25 protein-coding genes are annotated in these 22,214 nt (G+C 69.1%); 12 read left to right on the top strand and 13 right to left on the bottom strand.

What is annotated here, in order from left to right:
- Window positions 1-37: 37 nt before the first annotated feature.
- The 3 genes from VF592_RS11735 to VF592_RS11725 all read right to left on the bottom strand — a co-directional run bounded on the left by VF592_RS11735 (window position 38) and on the right by VF592_RS11725 (window position 2,450).
- Window positions 38-310 (bottom strand): hypothetical protein, encoded by a 273-nt coding sequence (locus tag VF592_RS11735; protein ID WP_331005814.1) that lies wholly within the window; start codon window positions 308-310, stop codon window positions 38-40.
- Between the two features lie 104 nt (window positions 311-414).
- Window positions 415-834 (bottom strand): hypothetical protein, encoded by a 420-nt coding sequence (locus tag VF592_RS11730; RefSeq protein WP_331005813.1) that lies wholly within the window; start codon window positions 832-834, stop codon window positions 415-417.
- A gap of 107 nt (window positions 835-941) precedes the next feature.
- The gene (locus tag VF592_RS11725; protein WP_331005812.1) at window positions 942-2,450 is read right to left on the bottom strand and encodes a L,D-transpeptidase family protein; all 1,509 of its coding nucleotides are present in this window, start codon (window positions 2,448-2,450) and stop codon (window positions 942-944) included.
- A gap of 251 nt (window positions 2,451-2,701) precedes the next feature.
- On the opposite strand from VF592_RS11725, the gene VF592_RS11720 reads away from it, so the two are divergent.
- Both VF592_RS11720 and VF592_RS11715 read left to right on the top strand, forming a co-directional pair.
- Window positions 2,702-3,457: an energy transducer TonB gene (locus VF592_RS11720; protein WP_331005811.1), complete on the top strand. Its 756-nt coding sequence runs from the start codon at window positions 2,702-2,704 to the stop codon at window positions 3,455-3,457.
- A 291-nt stretch (window positions 3,458-3,748) separates the two neighbouring features.
- On the top strand, window positions 3,749-4,867 hold the full coding sequence (locus VF592_RS11715) for a sulfotransferase (protein WP_331005810.1): 1,119 nt from the start codon (window positions 3,749-3,751) through the stop codon (window positions 4,865-4,867).
- On the opposite strand, the gene rdgB is transcribed toward VF592_RS11715, so the two are convergent.
- Window positions 4,864-5,493: an RdgB/HAM1 family non-canonical purine NTP pyrophosphatase gene (gene rdgB, locus VF592_RS11710; protein ID WP_331005809.1), complete on the bottom strand. Its 630-nt coding sequence runs from the start codon at window positions 5,491-5,493 to the stop codon at window positions 4,864-4,866. The genes VF592_RS11715 and rdgB overlap by 4 nt on opposite strands.
- An 8-nt stretch (window positions 5,494-5,501) precedes the next feature.
- Entirely contained in the window at window positions 5,502-6,215 is a 714-nt protein-coding gene (rph, locus tag VF592_RS11705; RefSeq protein WP_331005808.1) for a ribonuclease PH, read from the bottom strand.
- Window positions 6,216-6,322: 107 nt separating this feature from the next.
- Between rph and hrcA the strand changes: the two genes are divergently transcribed.
- Window positions 6,323-7,375: a heat-inducible transcriptional repressor HrcA gene (gene hrcA, locus VF592_RS11700; protein WP_331005807.1), complete on the top strand. Its 1,053-nt coding sequence runs from the start codon at window positions 6,323-6,325 to the stop codon at window positions 7,373-7,375.
- A gap of 33 nt (window positions 7,376-7,408) precedes the next feature.
- Window positions 7,409-7,954 carry a nucleotide exchange factor GrpE gene (gene grpE / locus VF592_RS11695; RefSeq protein WP_331005806.1) on the top strand — a complete coding sequence of 182 codons (546 nt, stop codon included), beginning with the start codon at window positions 7,409-7,411 and terminating at the stop codon, window positions 7,952-7,954.
- A 19-nt stretch (window positions 7,955-7,973) separates the two neighbouring features.
- Here the strand turns inward: grpE and VF592_RS11690 are convergent, their stop codons facing one another.
- Together VF592_RS11690 and VF592_RS11685 are read right to left on the bottom strand one after the other, a co-directional pair.
- Entirely contained in the window at window positions 7,974-8,225 is a 252-nt protein-coding gene (locus VF592_RS11690) for a BrnA antitoxin family protein (protein ID WP_331005805.1), read from the bottom strand.
- A complete protein-coding gene (locus VF592_RS11685; RefSeq protein WP_331005804.1) occupies window positions 8,185-8,460 on the bottom strand; it encodes a BrnT family toxin in 276 nt (91 codons plus the stop codon). Before VF592_RS11685 ends, VF592_RS11690 begins: the two co-directional genes overlap by 41 nt.
- Window positions 8,461-8,531: 71 nt before the next feature.
- Between VF592_RS11685 and VF592_RS11680 the strand changes: the two genes are divergently transcribed.
- Window positions 8,532-9,755: a threonine synthase gene (locus tag VF592_RS11680; RefSeq protein ID WP_331005803.1), complete on the top strand. Its 1,224-nt coding sequence runs from the start codon at window positions 8,532-8,534 to the stop codon at window positions 9,753-9,755.
- 21 nt (window positions 9,756-9,776) lie between these two features.
- On the opposite strand, the gene VF592_RS11675 is transcribed toward VF592_RS11680, so the two are convergent.
- A complete protein-coding gene (locus VF592_RS11675) occupies window positions 9,777-10,178 on the bottom strand; it encodes a thioesterase family protein (RefSeq protein ID WP_331005802.1) in 402 nt (133 codons plus the stop codon).
- 145 nt (window positions 10,179-10,323) lie between these two features.
- Between VF592_RS11675 and VF592_RS11670 the strand changes: the two genes are divergently transcribed.
- Window positions 10,324-10,713, top strand: coding sequence for a hypothetical protein (locus tag VF592_RS11670; protein ID WP_331005801.1), 390 nt, complete (start codon window positions 10,324-10,326; stop codon window positions 10,711-10,713).
- Window positions 10,714-10,772: 59 nt separating this feature from the next.
- On the opposite strand, the gene VF592_RS11665 is transcribed toward VF592_RS11670, so the two are convergent.
- Window positions 10,773-11,240: a vgr related protein gene (locus tag VF592_RS11665; protein ID WP_331005800.1), complete on the bottom strand. Its 468-nt coding sequence runs from the start codon at window positions 11,238-11,240 to the stop codon at window positions 10,773-10,775.
- Window positions 11,237-11,674, bottom strand: coding sequence for a copper chaperone PCu(A)C (locus VF592_RS11660; protein ID WP_331005799.1), 438 nt, complete (start codon window positions 11,672-11,674; stop codon window positions 11,237-11,239). Before VF592_RS11660 ends, VF592_RS11665 begins: the two co-directional genes overlap by 4 nt.
- A gap of 155 nt (window positions 11,675-11,829) precedes the next feature.
- Here VF592_RS11660 and dnaK point away from each other — a divergent pair, with 155 nt between their 5' ends.
- Window positions 11,830-13,746: a molecular chaperone DnaK gene (gene dnaK / locus VF592_RS11655; RefSeq protein WP_331005798.1), complete on the top strand. Its 1,917-nt coding sequence runs from the start codon at window positions 11,830-11,832 to the stop codon at window positions 13,744-13,746.
- A 119-nt stretch (window positions 13,747-13,865) separates the two neighbouring features.
- Window positions 13,866-14,987 carry a molecular chaperone DnaJ gene (gene dnaJ, locus VF592_RS11650; RefSeq protein WP_331005797.1) on the top strand — a complete coding sequence of 374 codons (1,122 nt, stop codon included), beginning with the start codon at window positions 13,866-13,868 and terminating at the stop codon, window positions 14,985-14,987.
- A gap of 273 nt (window positions 14,988-15,260) precedes the next feature.
- Here dnaJ and VF592_RS11645 read toward each other — a convergent pair whose 3' ends face one another.
- Both VF592_RS11645 and purB read right to left on the bottom strand, forming a co-directional pair.
- Entirely contained in the window at window positions 15,261-15,668 is a 408-nt protein-coding gene (locus VF592_RS11645) for a DUF1622 domain-containing protein (RefSeq protein WP_331005796.1), read from the bottom strand.
- Window positions 15,669-15,682: 14 nt separating this feature from the next.
- Window positions 15,683-17,017 (bottom strand): adenylosuccinate lyase, encoded by a 1,335-nt coding sequence (purB, locus tag VF592_RS11640; RefSeq protein ID WP_331005795.1) that lies wholly within the window; start codon window positions 17,015-17,017, stop codon window positions 15,683-15,685.
- 190 nt (window positions 17,018-17,207) lie between these two features.
- On the opposite strand from purB, the gene VF592_RS11635 reads away from it, so the two are divergent.
- Complete coding sequence (locus VF592_RS11635) at window positions 17,208-17,627, top strand: EF-hand domain-containing protein (protein WP_331005794.1); 420 nt, start codon at window positions 17,208-17,210, stop codon at window positions 17,625-17,627.
- Window positions 17,628-17,639: 12 nt separating this feature from the next.
- Here VF592_RS11635 and radC read toward each other — a convergent pair whose 3' ends face one another.
- The gene (gene radC / locus VF592_RS11630) at window positions 17,640-18,356 is read right to left on the bottom strand and encodes a RadC family protein (RefSeq protein WP_331005793.1); all 717 of its coding nucleotides are present in this window, start codon (window positions 18,354-18,356) and stop codon (window positions 17,640-17,642) included.
- Between the two features lie 92 nt (window positions 18,357-18,448).
- On the opposite strand from radC, the gene VF592_RS11625 reads away from it, so the two are divergent.
- Genes VF592_RS11625 through VF592_RS11615 form a run of 3 tightly spaced genes read left to right on the top strand, consistent with a single transcriptional unit; the run spans window position 18,449 to window position 22,118 of the window.
- Window positions 18,449-21,559: a YdbH domain-containing protein gene (locus VF592_RS11625; protein ID WP_331005792.1), complete on the top strand. Its 3,111-nt coding sequence runs from the start codon at window positions 18,449-18,451 to the stop codon at window positions 21,557-21,559.
- Between the two features lie 2 nt (window positions 21,560-21,561).
- Complete coding sequence (locus VF592_RS11620; protein ID WP_331005791.1) at window positions 21,562-21,738, top strand: YnbE family lipoprotein; 177 nt, start codon at window positions 21,562-21,564, stop codon at window positions 21,736-21,738.
- The gene (locus tag VF592_RS11615) at window positions 21,738-22,118 is read left to right on the top strand and encodes a YdbL family protein (RefSeq protein ID WP_331005790.1); all 381 of its coding nucleotides are present in this window, start codon (window positions 21,738-21,740) and stop codon (window positions 22,116-22,118) included. Before VF592_RS11620 ends, VF592_RS11615 begins: the two co-directional genes overlap by 1 nt.
- Window positions 22,119-22,214 lie beyond the last annotated feature (96 nt).

The raw sequence follows: 22,214 nt of genomic DNA, 5'->3' as shown, positions 1-22,214 counted from the left end.
CGCCGTGCTCTTGTAAGCGCAATATCCGCGCCGACGCTTACGGGCTGTCGGGCGAGTCGTCGTTATCGTCGATGATGAGATAAGCGATCAAAGCCGCAGCCGCGATGCCGGCGATGATCGCGAAGGCACCGATGCCGCCGGCGGTTGCGGTTTCGGCAGCGACCGGTGCGACGGCTTCGGGAGCCGAGACCGGCGGGGCAGGCGGAGCGCCGATCGGGAGCAGACAACCGGCCGTACCCGCCTGGCAGGTGGCGGCGTCGGCAGCGGTCGGCGCAAAGGCGAGGGTCAGACCCGTCACCGTGGCGGTCATCCCGCGCAACAACTTCGAAGATACCATGAATAGTCCTTTTTATACGATTGAGTGAAAATCGGGCCTGCCCTGCCGGACAGATTGTTCGGCAGGGCAGGCGATGATCAGCCGCGCTCGCCGGCGCGCTGCGTCTGGACGGGCGGCGGCGCGGGCTGAGCGGTCGAGACCGGGGTCCAGCGCGTGGCGGCGCCGCAATCGCTGACCAGATCGACCGGCTGGCCGGCCTGGAAGGCGGCCTGATACGGCCAGCACTCACGGGCGCTGCTGGCGGACAGGCAGATATTGCCGTTCTGTACCGCCCAGTTGGCCGCAACTTCCTGGCCGCCGGTGCCGACGATCCGGGCCGTCCCGCCCTGGTCGAAATACACGGTGTTCACGGTCCCGGCCGAGTCGACCTGAACCGAATGACCCGCCAGCTCGGAACCGGTGGGAGCGCCCGACTGCGCCAGTGCTCCGGTGAGCGGCAGAACCGCTGCGGCGACGAGCGAAAAGCCCAAACGGGCCGCCATGGACTTAGCTTTCATCAAACACTCCCTTGTTGAACAACCCATTTAACCATATTCTCACCATCGGGAAAACTGCATTTCGTGTAACGATGTCAGCACAAAACGCTAATTCGCCACAACACATATCAGTTCCCGGTCGTACCGGACCGGTCCAGCGATGCGGACTCGGCCCTGACGGCAGTCTTGTCCCGGCCGTAAACATCCGGCCGGAGCGCGAAGGTCGACCGGTCCCATCCCGCGGTGAGATAGGTCAGATAGACGGGTACGGGACGCGCAAGCGCCACGCTTTGTTCCGGCCCCGCAGACTTCGCCGATGGAATAGTCCCGAACAGCCATTTGGCCAGTCGTGGTGCATCTTCCAGCCGCACGCAGCCCGAACTCAGATTACGATCCGCTTCGGAAAACAGCGCCTTGTCGGGGGTGTCGTGAAGATAGACGCCGAAATTGTTGGGAAAAAGGAATTTCATCGCGCCCATCGCATTGTCCGCGCCGGGCAGCTGGCGGACCCTGATCGACTCACGTCCGTCGGCCACCGCCGCCCAGTCGACCGTTCCGGGGTCGATCACACGGGCGTCGGCGTCCCATCCGGACAACACCTCGAACCGGGCCTGACGAATATAGCCGACACCCTGCTGGAGCACCTTTGCCGCGACGCGCTTGCGGATGAGATCGGGCGGAACATTCCAATAGGGATTGAGCACCATGGTCCGGATCAATCCGGCGGCCATCGGGGTCTGCTCGCCGGGCTTGCCGACGACGACCTTCATGCTGCCCTGAACCACCCCATCCTCATATAAATAAAGGCGCGCGCTCGCGGCATCGACGACGATGTACTTGCCGGCACCGGCGCGAGGAAGCGCACGCAAGCGATCGAGGTTCAACCGCAACTGCGCCTCGACACTCGCCGGATCGCGGTTGAGCATCGCGAGTGTGTCGGCGTCGACCGTCGGCGCGTCGCCGAGCCCGTGCGCGACGCGGAATGCGGAAACGGTGCGGGCGGTGGTCTGATCGAACAGGTCGCCCGCGGGCAGGCCGAGCCGCGCGCGCAGCGCCCGAACGCGCGGGCCCTCGGCGCCCGATTTGAGCACCGGTCCGGCTGGCACCGTTACCTGGGGGAGACCGGCCCACTGACTCCGCCAACGCAGCAGCCCGTCACGCATCCGATCATAAAGCGGGTTGAGCGCGGCGTTCGCATCGAGATGGTCGGTGAGCGACGGCGCCGTCGCGGCAGCGGTGAGGATCGCCGCCGGAAAGGGCGCGGCGGGTCGTAGCGATGCATCGATATAGGTCATCCCGACATCGACGTCGCGCGACATGGCACGGACATGATCGATCCACGCGCTCGACAGCATGAATTCGGCACGTGCCACGTTTGACGGATCGCCGGACCCGGCGCTCGCCACCGCCCGCTCGAGCAGCTCGATCCGGCTCGGGTCGATCGTCGTGCCGTCGGCGCCCGCGTTCCGGAATATGGCGATCATTCGCCTCGCCGCAGTGCCCGGGCGACCGTCGACGAACCACAAGGGCCGATAGTCACGCTGGCGGTAGAAATTGCGAACCCCGTAATCCGCCTTCGCCGCGACCAGGTTCTGAAGAGTCTCGCCAGCCCGGGCCGGCGCCGGGCTGGCGATCACCGCGAGACCGATGATCGCTGGAACGAACGATCGACGCAGACCTTCGACGCGGAAAACCACGGTGCACACCCCTGAACTATTGGTCGGCGGGCTGGTCGGTGCCGTGGCACCCGATCCCGTCTCGTCAGCCCCAAACGTCTGTTCCAACAAGGAAGTTGCATGATCCGCGATAATTCATGACCGGTGGAGTGCTTCGCTCGGGGAAGCACCCCATGCTTGCTCGCGAGCGGGGGAGGCCCCAGCTTCGCCAGGTGCGCAGGTATCACGCCCCGTTTCAGGATCGAGCGGCGTCGGCCGTCATGTCGGGCGGCGTGGTGGCGGCGCTCGCCTGGATGCTGTTCGCCGGTCTCGGCGTGCCGATGCCGCGGGCGATGGAGCGCGGTCTGCAGACGTTCGAGGTGGCGAGTCCGCCCGCCCCTCCGAGACGGGTCATACCCGAACGCAGCCGCAGCCGACGCCCGGAGGGAGAGGCCGCCCCGCCTAATCGGCGATCGAGGGCGACGCGGGTGGCCGCGCCGGTGCCGGTCGTCTTTCTGCCCGTGACGTCGCCGTTGATCACCGCTCCGGTCGCCGGGCTGGGAAGCGACCCAAGTCAGGGCGCCGCGCCCCTGCCCGGCCCCGGAACGGGCGCCGGCGGAGTGGGTGAGGGGACGGGAAGCGGTGGCCGGGGCGATGGTGGTGGATGGGGCGACGAAACTCCGCCCCGCCGGCTTCGAGGGCGGATACGCGATTCGGATTATCCCGAGGAAGCGGCCCGAGCCGGAGCGGGTGGGGTGGTGTCGGTGCGCTACGCGGTCGAGGTGGACGGGCGCGTGTCGGGATGCCGGATCACACGGTCGAGCGGCAACGCGGCGCTCGACGCGATCACGTGCCGGCTGATCACCGAACGATTTCGGTATCGCCCGTCGCTGGACGGAAGGGGACAGCCGGTGCGATCGATGGTCGTCGTCGATCATGAGTGGATCGCGGAAGCGGCGGCTCCGATGGCTGCCCCGCCGGCCCGCTAGGCGAGCGGCATCGGGCGGGCGCTCGCCGGAAACAGGGGAAACGCGGTTCTTCATGTGCGTGGACGGGCCGGAATCATTCCCCCGCGCGGCGGAGGTCCGGACAGCCGTGAGTGGTCACGACGGCGCATTCCGGGTGGCGCGGCGCGCACGGGCGCGGCATGGCCGCGCGTGATGAAAGCGAACAGGCTTGAGGTCGGGCCGGGAGCGCCGCCGATTCCCTTTCCAGGGCAACGTCGCGTCGCGCTGGCGAACAGGGGACTGGCGCAGGCCTGGCACAGGGGATGGTCGCCGGTGCCGGTGTTGGAACCCGATGCGCTGGTCGCGGCGGCACGGGCCCGGACGGGGCTCCACGACCTGGGTGACGCGGGCGTGTGGCAGGTCAATCTGGAACGCTTGTGTGTCGCACTGGCGGACGAGGCAGCATTGTCGCCGCTCGGGCGGACGATGGCGTGGGGGCAGTTGACGGCGGCGTTGCGCGACCGGTTGCGGGCGCACGCCTTATGGACGCGGCATCCCGAGATCGCCCAGGTTCCGTTGCCCGCCCCCGTGCTGGTGTTGGGGCAGATGCGGTCGGGAACGACGCGAATGCAGCGCTTGCTGGCCTGCGATCCCCGGCTGCGCTGGACACGGTTCTTCGAGAGCTGGTGCCCGGTGCCGGCGATGCGGTCGCCGGTGGACGATCGGCGCTGGCGGGCGCGGGGGATGTTGGCGGCGATGCGGGCGCTCAACCCGCAATTCGCGGTTATCCACCCGACGGGGGTGGACGAGCCCGACGAGGAGATCGGGCTGCACGCCTTGTCCTTCCACGGATCGGTGTGGGAGGCGCAATGGTGCATCCCCAGCTTCGCGCGACATTGCGAGGCGGCGGACTTGTGGGGCGTTTACCGCGAGTTCCGGTTGATGCTTCAGACGCTCGCCTGGCTCCGGCGCGACACGGGCACACGGCCCTGGGTGCTGAAGGTGCCGCAATTGACCCAGGATCTGGAGGCGGTGCTGAGCGTGTTCCCCGATGCGCGGGTGGTGCGGGTCGAGCGCGAGCCGGTCGCGGTGGTGACGTCGGCGGCTTCGCTGGTGCGCAATCAGATGCGGGTGCAATCCGACACGGTCGACGATCGGTGGATCGGGCGGGAATGGCTGCGCAAGGTCGCGCTGCGCCGGGAACGGGTCGAGGCGGCGTTGTCGGCGCGGCCCGCCCTCGCGCAGGTCAGGGTCGGCTTCGACGCGATGAACCAGGATTGGCGCGGCGAGATGCGGCGCGTCTATGCGATGCTGGGTCTAGAGCTTGCCCAGGGGCTGGAGGATCGGATGGCGGCCTATCTCACCCGCGCGTCGCGCGGCGGGCTGGACCGGCACCGCTATACCGTCGAGGAATTCGGGTTGAGCGCCGCGGAGGTCCGCGCCGCCCTTTAGAACAGGGCGGCGACGAGTTGCTCGAAGGCGCGGGCGCGGTGGCTGACCGAATGCTTGTGGTCGGGATCGATCTCGCCAAAGCTCTCGGTCATGCCGTTCAGGACGAACATGGGATCATAGCCGAAGCCGCGCGCCCCGCGCGGGGGCCAGACGAGCGTACCGTCGACCCGACCTTCGAACCATTCGACGTGACCGTCGGGCCAGGCGAGCGCGAGCGCGCAGACGAAATGGGCGTCGCGGGACGCATCGGGGCCGGCAGCGGCGAGCGCGTCCTCGACCCGGCGCATGGCGAGGTCGAAATCCTTCTCCTCGCCGCCCCAGCGCGCGGAAAAGATGCCGGGGTCGCCGTTCAGCGCCGCGACGCACAGCCCGCTATCGTCGGCGAGCGCCGGCAGGCCGGACAGGTCGGCGGCGGCGCGCGCCTTGAGTTCGGCATTGGCGACGAAGGTCGTGCCCGTCTCCTCGGGCTCGGGCAGGTCGAGCTCGGCGGCCGAGACGGGCTCGACGCCATGGGGGCCGAGCAGCGCCCGGATCTCGCGCACCTTGCCGGGATTGTGGCTGGCGATGACGAGCCTGCCCGGCCGGAGCTTGCGGACGGCCTGGGGGCCGGGGAAGTCCAGGTTCATGTCCCCACTCACGCCAATGCGCGCGCCTGGGCGGCGAAGATGTCGGTGCATCCGATCCGCGCCAGGCGGAGCAGCCGGAGCAGCGCCTCCTCGTCATAGGTCGCGCCCTCGGCGGTCGCCTGCGCCTCGGCGATGTGACCGTTTTCGAGCAGGACGAAATTCGCATCGGCGTCGGCGGCGGAATCCTCGGGATAGTCGAGGTCGAGGACCGGGGTGCCCTGGAAGATGCCGCAGGAGACGGCGGCGACTTTCTGGCGGATGGGATCGGCCGTCAGCTTGCCGTCGCGCAGCAGGCCGTCGACCGCGAGGCGGAGCGCGACCCAGGCGCCGGAGATCGACGCGGTGCGGGTGCCGCCATCGGCCTGGAGCACGTCGCAGTCGAGCGTGATCTGCCGTTCGCCCAGCAGCTTCATATCGGTGACCGCGCGCAAGGAGCGCCCGATAAGTCGCTGGATTTCCTGGGTACGCCCGGACTGCTTGCCCTTTGCCGCCTCGCGATTGGAGCGGGTATGGGTGGCGCGCGGAAGCATTCCATATTCGGCGGTGACCCAGCCTTCGCCCTTGCCGCGCAGAAAGGGCGGCACGCGCTCCTCGACCGAGGCGGTGACGAGCACGCGGGTGTCGCCAAAGCCGATCAGCACCGACCCTTCGGCATGGCGGGTATAGCCGGCCTCGATCGTGATCGGGCGCATCTGGTCGGGCGCGCGGCCGCTGGGGCGCATATAGGGGACTCCTGTGGTTCGGTCGGGTGCCTAGCGGGGTTGGGGATGGTGGGGAAGAGCGGGCGGCGCGACTTCCGCTGGCGGGCCCGACGTCCTACACCTGGATCATGACCGCACCTCCGGTATCCGAACTGAGCGAGCGCGCGCGGGAGATCTTCCGGGCGGTGGTGGACGGCTATGTCGCCACGGGTGCGCCGGTGGGGTCCAAGACGATCGCCTCGGGCTCCGGGCTGAACCTGAGCCCCGCCTCGATCCGGAACGTGATGCAGGAGCTGGAGGAACGCGGGCTGCTGAGCTCGCCGCACGTCAGCGCGGGGCGGATGCCGACCGATCGTGGGCTGCGGCTGTTCGTCGACGGCATGATGCATGCGCTGGAGCCCTCGGCGGAGGAGCGCGCGGCGCTGGAAGTCGGGATCGGCGCGGCACGGGGCCCCGTGGAGGAGGCGCTGGCGGCGACGACCGCGGCGCTGTCGGGGCTGTCGGCGTGCGCGGGGCTGGTGATGGTGCCCAAGCGCGAGGCGCGGCTGCGGTCGATCGGCTTCGTGCCGCTGGGGCCGTCACAGGCGCTGGCCGTGCTGGTGAGCGAGGACGGATCGGTCGAGAATCGCGTGCTGGCGTTGCCCGGCGGCATGACGTCGTCGGCCTTGGTCGAAGCGGGGAATTACATGTCCGCGACGCTGTCGGGGCTGACGCTGGCTGAAGCGCGCGCACGGGTGGAGCGCGAGCTGGCCGAGGGGCAGGCGGCGATCCAGGGTGCGGCGCGCGACCTGGTCGAGCGCGGGCTGGCGGTGTGGAGCGAGGATGGCGACCGGCGGCCGGTGCTGATCGTGCGCGGCCAGTCGCGCCTGATCGACGAGGGCGCCGCGGCCGACCTGGACCGGGTGCGCGAGCTGCTCGACGATCTGGAGGGGAAGCAGGAAGTGGCGGGGTTGCTGGAGGCGGCGCGGGCGGGCGACGCGACGCGCATCTTCATCGGCGCGGAAAACAAGCTGTTCGCGTTGTCGGGCTCGTCGGTGATCGCCAGGCCGTTCCGCGGGATCGACGGCCGCGTCGTCGGTGTCGTCGGCGTGATCGGCCCGACGCGGTTGAACTATGCGCGCGTCGTGCCAATGGTGGATTTCACGGCGGCGACGCTGGCCAGATTGATGGGGTCCGCTTGATGGGGCTCCGATCCACACCTAATTGGGACGACCATGACCGAAGACACGATCGAAACCGACGCCGAAGCCCTGCGTGAGGAGACCGCGCAAGCCTCTCCCGAACTCGCCGAGCATGACCGCGCGGCCCAGCTCGAAGCCGAGCTGGCCGAAGCCAGGCAGGCGGTGCTCTATGCTCAGGCCGAGGTGCAGAATGTTCGCCGCCGCGCCGAAAAGGAGGCGGCGGACGCGCGCACCTATGCCGCGACGGCATTCGCGCGCGACATCCTGTCCGTGGCCGACAATCTGGCGCGTGGGCTCCAGGCGATCCCGGAGGAGCTGCGCGGTGACGACAAGTTCAAGGGGCTGGTCGTCGGCCTGGATGCGACCGGGCGCGAACTGGAAAGCGTGTTCCAGCGGCACGGCATCACCAAGATCGCGGCCCTGGGCGAGATGCTCGACCCCAATAAGCATCAGGCTATGCTGGAGATGCCGAGCGATCAGGCGCCGGGGACGATCGTCCAGGAGATGCAGTCGGGCTACATGATCCGCGACCGGCTGCTGCGCCCGGCGCTGGTCGGGGTGGCGAAGGCGGGGGAGTAGGGCGGCTTACCGCCCGTCCTCAAGGCGAGACGGACCGGAGGGCGTCGTTAATCCGCGATTGCCAGCCAGGCCCTGTGGCGCGGAACTTGGCCAGGATGTCCTGATCGAGGCGGAGCGTGACCTGCTGCTTCGTCGGCGCTCGCTGCGCTCCGCGACCGCGCTGTTCCCGTTCGCGAAGCGCCTGCAGCAGGACAGCCTCGGTGACATCGCGATCCTCCCCGTCGTTGGGATCAGCCGGGATGGCGATGATATGCTCGAATTTCCGCGTCATTGCTCTTCCTCACCGGGATGAACCGAGTCGACTCGCCGCGCCGGACGACGATGGCGGTCCATAATCTACCCCCGACCAGCCCGAGCGTCTTCTGCCGCTCCTCCCCGTCTTCCGCCCGTATCGTCGCAAGAACCAGATGATCCGGATCTTCGAACACATGCTCACCGAAACGCAGCGGTACGCCATGCTTTTCGCGGTTGATCGCGTCCTTGTCCGGATCGAATTCGATATCCACAACTAAGTGTAGCTACGATCTGTCACGGATCAAGTGGACGTCGGCGCGCGCGAAACGCTAGAAGCAGGCGCATGAACGAGAACCTGATCGCCGACCGCCCGACCTTCGTCTCGCACCTGGAATGCTCCATGACCGGGGAGCGGTACGAGGCCGACCGGCTGCACGGATTGTCGCGCGTGGGGCGGCCGTTGCTGGTCCGCTACGATCTGGACGCGGTGGGCGCGGCGCTGTCGCGCGACGCTTTGTCGACGCGGGCGACCGACCTGTGGCGCTGGCGCGAGCTGCTGCCGGTGCGGCGGACCGGGTCGATCGTCTCGCTGGGCGAGATCGAGACGCCGCTCGTGCCGATCCCGAGATCGGGCGGGCCGAACGTGCTGGTCAAGGACGAGGGGCGGTTGCCGACGGGATCGTTCAAGGCGCGCGGGCTGGTGATGGCGGTGGCGATGGCGCGCGAGCTGGGCGTGACGAAGATCGCGATGCCGACCAACGGCAATGCGGGCGCGGCACTGGCCGCCTATGCGACGCGCTGCGGGATCGAGACGATCGTCTTCTGCCCGGAGGAGACGCCGGAGATCAATGTGCGCGAGATCGCCGCCCAGGGCGCGCGGGTGTGGCGGGTCAACGGCCAGATCGATGATTGCGGCGCGATCGTCGGGCGCGGCGCCGCCGAGGGACGCTGGTTCGACTTCTCCACGTTGAAGGAGCCGTACCGGATCGAGGGCAAGAAGACGATGGGGCTGGAGCTGGCCGCGCAGTTCGGTTGGGACCTGCCCGACGCGATCTTCTATCCGACCGGCGGGGGCACCGGCCTGATCGGCATGTGGAAGGCGTTCGACGAGCTGGAGCGACTGGGCTGGATCGGCCCGAAACGCCCCCGCATGTATGCGGTCCAGGCGTCCGGCTGCGCGCCGATCGTGCGTGCGTTCGAGGCGGGGGAGGAACATGCGGAGCGCTGGGAGGACGCCGCGACCGTCGCTGCCGGTATTCGGGTGCCGCGCGCGGTCGGCGATTTCCTGATCCTGCGCGCGGTGCGCGAATCGGGCGGCCGGGCGCTGGGCGTGGGCGACCCGGCGATCCTGCGCGCGGTGGACGAATGCGCGCGGCGCGATGGCCTGCTGATGTGCCCGGAGGGCGGGGCGACGCTGGCCGCCTATACCCAGGCGGTGCGCGACGGGCTGGTCGACGAGGAGGAGCGGGTGGTCCTGTTCAACTGTGCGACGGGCCTGAAATATCCGCTGCCGGAAGCGCCGCAATGGCTGGACCGCCATTCCGAAATCGACTTCGGAGCCTTTTGAACCGATCGGTCGCGGAGCGGCTCAGTCCTTGGGAAAGAACCGGTCGACGACGTTGGCGGCGAGGCGGGCGGGGCGCAACGTCTGCGCGTCGAGGCAGCACCAGCTCGACTTCACCTCGGCGAGCACGTCCTCGCCGCGGCGGATGACCGTTTCGTAAAAGGCGCGGGCGCCCTGGACCTTTTCGAGGAGCACGGTGGCGATCACGTCGTCGTCGAGAAAGGTCGGCTTGCGATAGGTGATCTCGTGCTTGAGCGCGACCCAGAGGTGCGTGGCGACCGCCTCGGCGGGGGCGATGCGCTGCCAATGGCTGATCACCGCTTCCTGCACCCATTTCAAATAGCTGGCGTTATTGACATGACCCATGAAGTCGATGTCGGCCGGATCGATGCCGACCCGGTAGCTGTGCGGGATGCTCGCGCTCACGGCGAAGCCCTTAGCAGTCGCAGCATCCACTGGGAACAGCGTTGAATTCGATCTTCTCCGACGCGGTTCGGCGCGTTTCCGTTGCGCAGCAGGAACAATCCGGTCCCGCCTTTCGTTCGGGCGGTTAGCGTAACAGGAGGATTTCATGACCGATTACCGAGGCGACGGACCCAACCGGACCGACGGCGTCAATACCGACCATGGCGCGCGGCGCGTGGATGTGGGACCGGGCACCCATACCCACACCGACCATGTGGTCGAGCGCAAGAGCGGCGGGATCGGCCGGACGCTTCTCATCCTCGCGGCGATCGCGGCGATCATCGCGGCGATCCTGTTCGCCACCGGCTTCTTCCGGGCCGATGTGGGCGGGGGTCGTCTCCCCAGCGTCGACGTGAACGTCAAGGGCGGCGCGATGCCCGATGTCGACGTCGATTCGAAGGATGTCGATCTGGTCACCGAGAACACGGTGGTCGAGGTGCCCAAGCTCAAGGTCACCGAAGGCGCGGACGACAAGGACGGCGCTGACAACAACTGATCGGACGTAATGACGGGCGGGCGGGAGAACTTCCTGCCCGCCCGTTCGCGCGTCCGGGCTCAACCGGCGCGGAAGGGCAGGAGCGAGGCGTATTGCGCCGGATCGGGTGCCCCCGCGACCTGTCCGCCGCGGCGTAGCAGAAAGGCGTGACGGACGATCTCCGCCTGCTGCTCGATGCCATAGCGCGAAAAGGCTTGGCCCGGTTTCAGGCTGTAGCCGTAGCGGCAGAAGGGGTGGCGAGCGAGCGGCAGGTAGATGCCGCGCTGGTGCTGCCACACATGCACCATCTCATGGATGAACAGCCCCTGGTCGATCAGCGCGGCGGCGGCGAAATCGTCGCGCCACAGATTTCCGCCCGGGTGGAAGTGGATGCAGCCCCGCGGCGCCATGACGGTGCGCCGCGGCTGGAAGAACGCCCATTTCCGGTTGGCGAGCGCCACCTGCGCATAGTCGATCGCGTCGCCGAAGACCGAACGGGCGAGCGCGACTTCTCCGGCGGTGAGCGAGCGGCGTTCGGTCGCGCTCACTCGGGCGCCGGGGCGCCCGGCGCGATGATATAGGCCTTGCGATACAGACGCTGGCCATTCTCGAAGGTGAGCGTCAGCAACGTGCTTCCGCCCGGCTTGGCGCGCGGGTCGAGGCCGTACAGCATCAGGTGGCGACCGCCGGGTTCGAACACGACCTCTTCCCCGGCGGGGATCGCGACATCGGCGAGCGGGCGCATCGTCATGCGCCCGCCGCCCGCCATCGACTCGTGCATTTCGGCACGCAAGGCGTAATCGGCGGTGACGCGGACCAGGGTGCGCGGAGTGGCGCCGCCGTGCACGGTGAAATAGCCGGCCCCCGGACGCCCCGGTGCGGCGGGAAGCCGGACCCAGGCCTCGTCCACATCCACCTCGGTCGGCTTGGCGCAGCCGAGCAGCAGCAGCGCCGCCGATCCCGAAACGATCCATTTGAACAAGGCGCGCGCACTCCTCCGACGATCCGCCGGACCTAAGCGCCCGCAAATCTTGTCGCAAGCGCAAGCCGACCTATATCGCCGCCGTCATCAAGGAAGGTTGCGCCGCCGTAACGGGGTGCGACCATGTGTTTGTAATCGAGGGGCATCAAGGCAACATGGCTAAAGTAATCGGCATCGATCTGGGCACCACCAACAGCTGCGTCGCGGTGATGGAGGGCGGCAAGCCCAAGGTGATTGAGAATGCGGAAGGCGCGCGCACCACGCCGTCGATCGTCGCCTTCGCCAAGGACGGCGAGCGGCTGGTCGGCCAGCCGGCCAAGCGCCAGGCCGTCACCAACGGCGACAATACGATCTTCGCGGTGAAGCGGCTGATCGGGCGGCGCTTCGACGACCCGGTGACCAAGAAGGACACCGAGCTGGTCCCGTACAAGATCACCCGCGGTCAGAACGGCGACGCCTGGGTGTCGGCGGGCGGCAAGGATTATTCGCCCTCCCAGATCAGCGCCTTCACGCTTCAGAAGATGAAGGAAACCGCCGAATCCTATCTCGGCGAGACGGTGACCCAGGCGGTCATCACCGTGCCCGCTTACTTCAACGACGCGCAGCGCCAGGCAACCAAGGACGCCGGTCAGATCGCGGGTCTGGAGGTGCTGCGCATCATCAACGAGCCGACGGCGGCGGCCCTGGCCTACGGGCTGGAGAAGCAGGACGGCAAGACGATCGCGGTCTATGATCTGGGCGGCGGCACGTTCGACGTGTCGATCCTGGAGATCGGCGACGGCGTGTTCGAGGTGAAGGCCACGAACGGCGACACCTTCCTGGGCGGCGAGGATTTCGACAACAAGATCGTCGAGTTCCTGGCCGAGGGCTTCAAGAAGGACGAGGGCATCGACCTCGCCAAGGACAAGCTGGCGCTTCAGCGGCTGAAGGAGGCCGCGGAGAAGGCGAAGATCGAGCTGAGCTCGGCCGCGTCGACCGAGGTCAACCTGCCCTTCATCACCGCCGACCAGAACGGCCCCAAGCATCTCGTCAAGGCGATCACCCGCGCCGACCTGGAGCGGATGGTCGAAGACCTGATCAAGCGGACGCTGGAGCCGTGCCGCAAGGCGCTGGCCGATGCGGGCATGAAGGCCGACGAGATCTCGGAAGTGGTGCTCGTGGGCGGCATGACCCGGATGCCGCGCGTGCGCGAGGTCGTGAAGTCCTTCTTCGGCAAGGAGCCGCATACGGGCGTCAACCCGGACGAGGTCGTCGCCATGGGCGCCGCCATCCAGGCGGGCGTGCTGCAGGGCGACGTGAAGGACGTGCTGCTGCTCGACGTGACGCCGCTGTCCTTGGGCATCGAGACGCTGGGCGGCGTGTTCACCCGGATGATCGACCGCAACACGACGATCCCGACCAAGAAGTCGCAGACCTATTCGACGGCCGAGGACAATCAGGGCGCGGTGACGATCCGCGTCTTCCAGGGCGAGCGCGAGATGGCGGCGGACAACAAGATGCTGGGCCAGTTCGATCTGGTCGGCATTCCCCCCGCGCCGCGCGGCGTGCCGCAGGTCGAGGTCACCTTCGACATCGACGCCAACGGCATCGTCAACGTGTCCGCCAAGGACAAGGGCACGGGCAAGGAGCAGCAGATCCGCATCCAGGCGTCGGGCGGCCTGTCGGACGCCGACATTGACCAGATGGTCCGCGACGCCGAGCGCTTCGCCGAGGAGGACAAGAAGCGCCGCGCGGGCGCCGAGGCGAAGAACAACGCCGAATCGCTGATCCACACGACCGAGCGTCAGCTCGTCGACAATGGCGACAAGATCGACGCGTCGCTGAAAGGCGAGATCGAGGCGGCGATCGCCGATGCCAAGACCGCGGTCGAAAGCGGCGACGCCGATCGCATGACGGAGAAGAGCCAGGCGCTTGCCCAGGTGGCGATGAAGATGGGCCAGGCCATCTATGAGAAGCAGGCGCAGGACGATGCCCAGGGCGCGACCGGGGCCGCGCAGGGCGCCGAAGCCGGTGCCGGCGAGGAAGTCGTCGATGCCGAATTCTCCGAAGTCGACGACGAGCGCAAGGCGTAACTCCTTCTCCCTCTCCCCGCCTGCGGGGAGAGGGTCGGGAGAGGGAAGGGTCGAGACCGCGGTCCGCCGAGGCCCGGCTCCCCGACCTTCTTTCCACGGGGGAGAGGGAGTAAGGGCGTATGACCACAGATATCGATTTCTACGAACTGCTCGAATGCGAACGAACCGCGGATGCTGGGACGATCAAGTCGTCCTACCGCAAGCTCGCGATGAAGTTTCACCCCGACAAGAATGCGGGTTGCAAGGAGTCGGAGGCCAAGTTCAAGGCCGTCAGCGAAGCCTATGACGTGCTGAAGGACCCGCAAAAGCGCGCCGCCTATGACCGGTTCGGCCATGCGGCGTTCCGCCAGGCGGCAGGCGGCGGTGGTGGCGGACAGGATTTTTCCGGCTTTTCCGACATCTTCGAAAGCGTCTTTGGCGAGTTCATGCAGGGACGCGGCGGCGGTGGCCGTCAGGGCCAGCGGCGCGGCGCCGATCTGCGCTACGACATGGAGATCGGGCTGGAGGACGCCTATCACGGCAAGGCCACCGAGATCACGGTGGACGTGTCGGCACAGTGCGATAGCTGTCAGGGATCGGGCGCGAAGGCCGGCACCAGCGCGCGGACCTGCGGGACCTGCGCGGGGCACGGCAAGGTGCGCGCGCAACAGGGCTTCTTCGTCGTCGAGCGCGCCTGCCCGGCCTGCCAGGGATCGGGTCAGGTCATCGCCGATCCGTGCGCCGAATGCCGGGGCGACGGCCGCGTCGAGCGGACTAAGACGCTGGAGGTCAACATACCCCCCGGCGTCGACGAGGGTACGCGCATCCGCCTGAGCGGGGAGGGCGAGGCCGGCGCGCGGGGTGCACCGGCCGGCGACCTGTACATCTTTCTCCACATCAGGCGGCACGCCTTTTTCGAGCGCGAGGGCACGACGCTGTTCGCGCGCGCGCCGATCAGCTTCACGACCGCGGCGCTGGGCGGGACGCTCCAGATACCGGGGCTCGACGGCCGACATCACGATATACGCATCCCCGCCGGCATCCAGTCGGGCAAGCAGCTTCGCCAGCGCGGCGCGGGGATGCCCGTCCTGCAGGGCCGGGGCGCCGGCGATCTGGTTGTGCAGATCGAGGTGGAGACGCCCACCAAGCTGTCGACGCGGCAGCGCGAACTGCTGGAGATGTTCCGCGAGACCGAGACGGGCGACGAATGCCCGGCGAGCCAAGGGTTCTTCGCCAAGCTGAAAGCCGCGATCGCGGGCTGATTTTACGGACCCCGCCCTTGCCGCCCCTTTGTAAAAAGGGGCGGATGGGCCGATGGATCAGAAGGTGGTGACGACCACCCCGACCACCAGCGCCTGCACCGCGAGCACCAGCAAGGTGCTGGCCACGGTTTCCAAACTGCGCATGGTGTGGTCTCCTGGCCGGAAAGGTCCGGCACGGAGCTATGTAGCTTTCATTACATGCTCGCGCAATTTTGTTGCGCGCGATCACGATTGCGGATTCTGCATTCCTGGTGGGCGACAGACGCGATCAGATCACCTATCCGCGCGGGTCTTGTACGTGGTCGTGCCGTTCAGGCGGCCCTGACGGGCTTGGGCGCCATCGATCTCGCGCTGGAGAAAGAAGTTGAGCGCCGTCCGCAGAACCGCGATCGCGGCCAGCTTGGCAATCTCGTCCCAGGAAGGCGCGACCGCGGTGCGCAGGATATCGGCGGCGAGCGCGAATTCCAGCGAGAGCGCGAGCCAGCGGCCGAGCTTCAGCCGGATCTCCTCCTTGACGTCGTGCGATCCCCGGTCGTCGTGATCGGGTTCGCGCACCGAGCGATGGAGGAAAAGGCGCAGCGCGCGAAGGGTCGCTTCCAGGATTGCCAGCGCAATGATCAGCGCCGCCGCCGTTTCCGTCGCGGAAGCGAGCCAAAGGGTGATCTGCTTGAGAAAGTCCATCGCGATCCGGTCGCCTATTCCGCCGATAAGGTGGACGGGTGGCCGAACACCCGCGCGAAGATCGTGTCGACATGCTTGAGGTGATAGCCCAGATCGAAATTGTCCTCGATCTCGTCGGCCGAGAGCAGCGCGGTCACGTCCGGGTCCGCCAGGAGAAGGTCGCGCAAGGATAGCGCGCCGTCGGAATCCCACACTTTCATCGCGTTGCGCTGGACGAGCCGGTACGCATCCTCGCGCGGAGCACCCGCCTGGGTCAGCGCGAGCAGGACGCGCTGCGAGTGGATCAGGCCGCCCATGCGGTCAATGTTGCGCCGCATCCGCTCGGGATAGACGAGCAACTTATCGATCACCCCGGTCAGCCGCGCGAGCGCGAAGTCGAGGGTGATCGTCGCGTCGGGGCCGATATAGCGTTCGACCGAGGAATGACTGATGTCGCGTTCGTGCCAGAGCGCGACATTCTCGAGCGCGGGGGTGACATAGCCGCGCACCATGCGCGCCAGTCCGGTCAGGTTTTCCGTCAACACGGGGTTGCGCTTGTGCGGCATCGCCGAGCTGCCCTTCTGGCCGGGGGCGAAATATTCCTCGGCCTCGAGCACCTCGGTGCGCTGGAGATGGCGGACCTCGGTGGCGAGGCGCTCGACCGATCCGGCGATGACGCCCAGCGTGGCGAAGAACAGCGCGTGGCGATCGCGCGGGATCACCTGGGTGGATACGGGTTCGGGGGTCAGGCCCAGCTTGCCCGCGACATATTCCTCCACATAGGGGTCGATATTGGCGAAGGTGCCGACCGCGCCGGAGATGGCGCAGGTGGCGATGTCGGCGCGCGCGGCGACCAGCCGGGCGCGGTTGCGCGCGAATTCGGCATGGGCCTGGGCGAGCTTCAGCCCGAAGGTCACGGGTTCGGCGTGGATGCCGTGGCTGCGCCCGATGGTCGGAGTCAGCCTGTGCTCGCGCGCGCGGCGTTCCAGCACGACGAGGAGTTCGTCGAGATCGGCGAGCAGGATGTCCGACGCGCGGGCGAGCTGGACCGCGAGGCAGGTGTCGAGCACGTCGGACGAGGTCATGCCCTGGTGCAGGAAGCGCGCGGGCTCGCCCGTCCGCTCGGCGACATGCGTCAGAAAGGCGATCACGTCATGCTTTGTCTCCGCCTCGATCGCGTCGATGCGGGCGATGTCGAACGGGCCGGCCCTGGCGTCCGCCTCCCAGATCGCCTGCGCCGCGGCGCGGGGGACGACGCCGAGTTCGGCGAGCGCGTCGGTGGCATGGGCCTCGATCTCGAACCAGATACGCAGGCGCGACTCAGGCGACCAGATCGCGGCCATGGCGGGGCGGGAATAGCGCGGGATCATGGACGTTCCTTGGGAGACGGGAGGGAGCCGGGCAGGACGGGCCGGGCGTTAGCAGGGACGGGCGGGGGGCTGCAAACGCGGCACCGGGGCAACTATATGCTAAGCATCGCCGTATCTCGAACGCACCCCCTCGCCGTCCGGTGCGCGTCGCCCGAGTGTTCGCGCCGGACCAGGTCGGAAAGGTTTGAAGATGAAGATGTCCTTGCTCGCCGCCATGACGTTCGCCGTCGCCCCCGCTTCGGCGCAGACCGTTCCGTCACCTGCGCCGATCACGGCCGCGCCTGCACCGGTGGCGCCGGTGACTTCGCCGGCTTCGCCCGTGACTTCCACGTCCGCTGCGCCGCAGCCCGCATCCAGCGACGCGGAGGTGGCGGCGATCGTCGCGCGCGAGTTCCCGGCCTATGACAAGGACGCCAGCGGCGGCTTGAGCGCGGGCGAGTTCGGGGCGTGGATGGTGCGGCTGAAGGCGATCGCCGATCCCGCGCTCCAGCCCGACGCGCCGTCGACCCGGACCTGGCTGGGCGCGGCCTTCGCGCAGGCCGATCTGGACAAGTCGCGGTCGGTGACCCTGGCCGAGCTGACCGGATTCCTGTCGCCGGCGCGATCTTAGCGTCGATTCCCGTCAGAGCAGGCCCTGCGCCCGGAGGCTGACATGGCCCTTGGCGCCGACGATCAGGTGATCGTGGACGACGACGTTGAGCGGCTTGCCCGCCGCGGCGATGGCGCGGGTCAGGTCGATATCGGCGCGGCTCGGTGACGGATCGCCGCTGGGATGGTTGTGGACCAGGATGATGGCGGCGCTGCCCAGGTCGATCGCGCGGCGGATCACCTCGCGCACATGGACCGCCGCCTCGTCGATCGAACCGCGGCTCATCAGCTCGTCGCGGATCAGCATGTTCTTCGTGTTGAGGTGGAGCACGCGGACATGCTCCACCGCCTCATGCGCCATGCGGCCGCGCAGATAGTCGAGCAGCGCCTGCCAATTCGCGAGCACCGGGCGGTCTGCGACCGGGGCCTGGAGCAGGCGGATCGCCGCGGCCTGGGCGATCTTGATCGCGGCCACCGAGGTCTCGCCCATCCCCGGAATGCGCGCCAGCGCGTCGCCCGGCGCGGTTAGCACCCCGCCGATCCCACCGAATTCGCGCAGGAGCTGTTTCGCGAGCGGCTTGGTGTCGCGGCGCGGGATGGCGAGGGCGAGCAGATATTCGATCAGCTCGTGATCGAGCAGCGCGTCGCCGCCGCCGGCCGCCAGGCGGTGGCGCAGCCGGGCGCGGTGGCCGGTGCCGTCGCCGCTGCGCTCGCCGCTGCCGTCATTGTCGCCGGGGTCGCTATCGGCCATCGTCGCCCAGCGTAAGGCGGCGGTTCACGCGATTGCAAGCCGGGAAGCACCATGGCTATGGACTTGGGCGCGCGCTGGTGGAGTGAAAACGGGTGACGGAGGATAGCGACGGGCCGTCCGGCCGCCCCGCCCGCCGCGTTTGGCGCGTCGCCGGGGTTCTTTTCGGACTGCTCGCGCTGGCGATCCTGGGACTCTGGATGCTGCGTCGGCCGATCGCGGGCGAGGTTATCGATCGCGCGCTGGCGGCGGCGGGCGTTCCCGCGCGCTACGGGGTCGCCGATCTCGGCTTCGGGCGGCAGCGCCTGGTGAACGTCGTGATCGGCGATCCCGCGCGGCCCGACCTGGTCGCCGACTGGATCGAGACGGGGATGAGGCTGACGTGGAGCGGCGCCGGCGTCACCGCGATCCGCGCGGGACGGGTGCGGATACGGGGGCGGATCGTCGACGGGCGCGTGTCGCTCGGCGCGATCGACCGGCTGCTTCCTGCGCCGTCGGGCAGGCCCTTCGCGTTGCCTCGCCTGTTCGTGGATGTGAGCGACGCCCGGATGCGGCTGGAGACCCCCGCGGGCGTGATCGGGCTGCGGCTGGCCGGACGCGGACGGCTGGACGACGGGTTCGACGGGCGGCTCGCGGCGGTCGCGCCGCGGATCGCCGGCGGCGCCTGCGTGGCCGAGCGGGTCACGGCGGCGGTGCGGCTGCGGGTCGCCGATGCGGCGCCGACGGTGACGGGGCCGCTGCGCGCGGGGCGGATCGCCTGCGACGGTGGCGAGGCGCGTGGCGTCGGCGCGCGGGTCGATGCGGCGTTCACCCCGGCGCTCGACGGCTGGCGCGGCGGGGGGCGGATCGCGACAGGCGCCGTTGCGGGTAGTGGGATACAGGCGGCGGCACTCGCGGGGACGATCACCTTCGCCGGAAACGCCCGCGAGACGACCGGCCGGACGGATCTGGCGTTCACCGACGTGCGCGCACCGGATGCACGGGCGCGGCGAGCCGGGCTGGTCGGGGAGTACCGCGTCGGCGACGGCCTGCGCTTCGCCGGGCGGGTACGAGCGGACGGGGGGCAGGTCGCGCCGTTGCGCCTGGAGGCGGCGGCGCTCGCCGGAACGCCGCTCGGGCCGGTGGCGGACCGGATCGCGGCGGCCGTCGATCGCGCCGCGCGGGATTTCTCGGTCGGGGCCGATCTCGCCCTCGACACGCGCGGGGGCGTGGCGGTGAGGGTCGCCGGGCTGGACGGGCGGTCGGCGAGCGGGGCGCGGATCATGCTGGGTGGCGGTGAGGGCGTGTTCTGGTCGCGTGCCGGGCTGCGGCTCGATACGGTCGCGGCGGTGACCGGGGGCGGGCTGCCGACGATCGACGTGACGCTAGGCCAAGCCGCGCCCGGCAGGCCGGTACGCGGCCTGGCGCGGATCGAGCCTTACGGCGCCGGTGGTGCGACGATCGCGCTCACGCCGGTGGCGTTCACCGCGACGCCGGGCGGGGCGACGCGGATCGCGACGGTGGCGACCGTCTCCGGACCGCTCGGTAAGGCGCGCGTGGACCGGCTGACGCTGCCGCTGACGGTCGACTGGGACGGGCGCGCGCGTCTGGCCGTCAACCCGGGCTGCGCGCCGGTCGCGTTCGAGCGGCTGGCTGTGGCGGGGCTGGTACTGGCGCCGACGCGGCTGCGCCTGTGCCCGGCCGCGGGCGCGCTGGTGCGGCTGGAGAGTGGACGGGTGAGCGGCGGCGCGTCGATCGCCGCGCCCCGCCTCGCCGGGATGCTCGGCGCGACGCCCGTGACGCTGGCGGCGAGCGGGGCCGAGGTCGCACTCGGGGCCCAGGGATTCACGATGCACGACATGTCGGCACGGCTCGGCGGGGCCGGACGCGTCACGCGGATCGATGTCGGGCGGCTGGACGGCCGGATCGCGGGTGGTGCGGTCGCGGGTCGCTTCGCCGAAACGGGCGGACAGATTGCGAACGTGCCGCTGCTGCTGGCGGGTGCGGCGGGGAAGTGGCGATTGGCGGACGGGGTGCTGACGCTAAGGGCGGCGACGACGGTCAGCGACGGGACGGCCCGACGGTTCGAGCCGCTGCGGAGCGAGGACCTGGCCTTCCGTCTCCAGGACGGGCGGATCGCGGTGACGGGTTCGCTGGTCGAGCCCGCGACGCGTGCGATGGTGGCACGCCTGCGCATCGGCCACGACCTTGGGCGCGGGGTCGGCGAAGCGCTGCTGAGCGTTCCGGGCGTCACGTTCGACGATCGCCTCCAGCCCGAGGCGCTGACGCGGGTCGCCTTCGGGGTCGTCGCCGACGTGCGCGGCCGGGTGGCGGGCGAGGGGCGGATCGCGTGGAACCCCGCCGGCGTCACGAGCGATGGCGCGTTCGCGACGGAGGGGCTCGACCTGGCGGCCGCGTTCGGGCCGGTTACGGGGCTGAAGGGGCGGATCGTCTTCGACGACCTGCTCGCCTTGCGCAGCGCGCCCGGACAGGTGGCGACCGTGGGGACGATCAACCCCGGCATCCCGGTCACCGACGGCGTCGTACGCTACCGGACGCTGCCCGACGCGCGGATCGCGATCGAGGGCGCGCGCTGGCCGTTCGCGGGCGGGACGCTGCTGCTCGCGCCCACGATGCTCGACTTCTCGCGGCCGGTCGACCGCCGGCTCACCTTCCGGATCGAGGCCATGGCGGCGGACCAGTTCCTGCAGCAGTTCGACTTCGACAATCTGAACGCGACGGGCGTGTTCGACGGGGTGCTGCCGATGATCTTCGACGAACGCGGCGGGCGGATCGAGGATGGGCGGCTGCAGGTGCGGCCCGGGGGCGGCACGATCGCCTATGTCGGCGCGATCAGTCAGGAGAAGCTCGGCACCTGGGGAGATTTCGCGTTCCAGGCGCTTAAGGCGTTGCGCTACCAGCGGCTCGGCATCGTTATGAACGGGCCGCTCGCGGGCGAGATGGTCACCGATGTGCGCTTCGAGGGCGTGAGCCAGGGGGCGGGGACCAAATCCAACTTCATCATCCGCCGCCTGCAGCGGCTGCCGCTGGTGTTCAACATCCGCATCACCGCGCCGTTCCGTGGGCTGATCGACTCGGCGCGCAGCTTCTACGACCCGCAGCGGCTCATCCGGCGCAACCTGCCCGCCCTGATCGAGGAGCAGGAACGCCGTACCCGCCCGGCCCCTCCCGTCATTCAGCCACAAGCAAGCAGGAACATGCCATGAGGATGAAGATGACGCTTATGGGGATGCTCATGATCGGATCGGTCGGGGGGTGCGTCAACGTGAGCGCCCCCGACAAGCCGATCGTGATCAACCTGAACATCAATGTGACGCAGGAAGTGGTGTACAGGCTCGACAACGAGGCCAAGTCGGTCATCAAGCAGAACCCGGGGATATTCTGATGCGCAAGATCTGGTTGACGGCGGTGCTGGCGACGGTGGGTGCCGCGGGCGCGGTGTGGGCGCAGCGCGACCCGGCCTATGCCGCGGCGCGGGCGGCGGGGCAGGTGGGCGAGCAGCCCGACGGTTACCTGGGCGTGGTCGGCGGCGGCGGCGGCGGCGACGCGGAGCTGCGCGCGCTGGTCAGCAAGATCAACATCCAGCGCAAATCCGCCTATACCCAGCGCGCGGGCGAAAGCGGCGCGACCGTGGAGCAGTTCGCCTTCACCAGCGGGTGCAACCTGATCGCGCAGACCGCACCCGGCGAGAAATACCAGACGCCCGGCGGTGCCTGGCGGACGCGCGGGACGGAAGCCCCGGAGCGCGATCCGCGCTGCGTGTGAGGTGACGCTCCGGGCCGCGCCCGCGCCCGGATGCCCGATCGCGCCGCTGCCGCGCGCGGTTCGCGACGGTTGACACGAAACCGACCGCTGCTAAAC

This window comes from Sphingomonas sp., from assembly GCF_036388435.1.
Classification (GTDB): Bacteria; Pseudomonadota; Alphaproteobacteria; order Sphingomonadales; family Sphingomonadaceae; genus Sphingomonas.
Note: the sequence above shows the minus strand (reverse complement) of the source record. Positions and strands in the feature narration are given on the sequence as shown.

Bases quoted from the DNA above. Each gene is read 5' to 3' on its own strand.
- VF592_RS11735 (WP_331005814.1), bottom strand. From the start codon at position 310: ATGACCGCCACGGTGACGGGTCTGACCCTCGCCTTTGCGCCGACCGCT.
- VF592_RS11730 (WP_331005813.1), bottom strand. From the start codon at position 834: ATGAAAGCTAAGTCCATGGCGGCCCGTTTGGGCTTTTCGCTCGTCGCC.
- rdgB (WP_331005809.1), bottom strand. From the start codon at position 5,493: ATGAACCTGGACTTCCCCGGCCCCCAGGCCGTCCGCAAGCTCCGGCCG.
- rph (WP_331005808.1), bottom strand. From the start codon at position 6,215: ATGCGCCCCAGCGGCCGCGCGCCCGACCAGATGCGCCCGATCACGATC.
- hrcA (WP_331005807.1), top strand. From the start codon at position 6,323: ATGACCGCACCTCCGGTATCCGAACTGAGCGAGCGCGCGCGGGAGATC.
- grpE (WP_331005806.1), top strand. From the start codon at position 7,409: ATGACCGAAGACACGATCGAAACCGACGCCGAAGCCCTGCGTGAGGAG.
- VF592_RS11690 (WP_331005805.1), bottom strand. From the start codon at position 8,225: ATGACGCGGAAATTCGAGCATATCATCGCCATCCCGGCTGATCCCAAC.
- VF592_RS11680 (WP_331005803.1), top strand. From the start codon at position 8,532: ATGAACGAGAACCTGATCGCCGACCGCCCGACCTTCGTCTCGCACCTG.
- VF592_RS11670 (WP_331005801.1), top strand. From the start codon at position 10,324: ATGACCGATTACCGAGGCGACGGACCCAACCGGACCGACGGCGTCAAT.
- dnaK (WP_331005798.1), top strand. From the start codon at position 11,830: ATGGCTAAAGTAATCGGCATCGATCTGGGCACCACCAACAGCTGCGTC.
- dnaJ (WP_331005797.1), top strand. From the start codon at position 13,866: ATGACCACAGATATCGATTTCTACGAACTGCTCGAATGCGAACGAACC.
- VF592_RS11645 (WP_331005796.1), bottom strand. From the start codon at position 15,668: ATGGACTTTCTCAAGCAGATCACCCTTTGGCTCGCTTCCGCGACGGAA.
- purB (WP_331005795.1), bottom strand. From the start codon at position 17,017: ATGATCCCGCGCTATTCCCGCCCCGCCATGGCCGCGATCTGGTCGCCT.
- VF592_RS11635 (WP_331005794.1), top strand. From the start codon at position 17,208: ATGAAGATGTCCTTGCTCGCCGCCATGACGTTCGCCGTCGCCCCCGCT.
- radC (WP_331005793.1), bottom strand. From the start codon at position 18,356: ATGGCCGATAGCGACCCCGGCGACAATGACGGCAGCGGCGAGCGCAGC.
- VF592_RS11620 (WP_331005791.1), top strand. From the start codon at position 21,562: ATGAAGATGACGCTTATGGGGATGCTCATGATCGGATCGGTCGGGGGG.
- VF592_RS11615 (WP_331005790.1), top strand. From the start codon at position 21,738: ATGCGCAAGATCTGGTTGACGGCGGTGCTGGCGACGGTGGGTGCCGCG.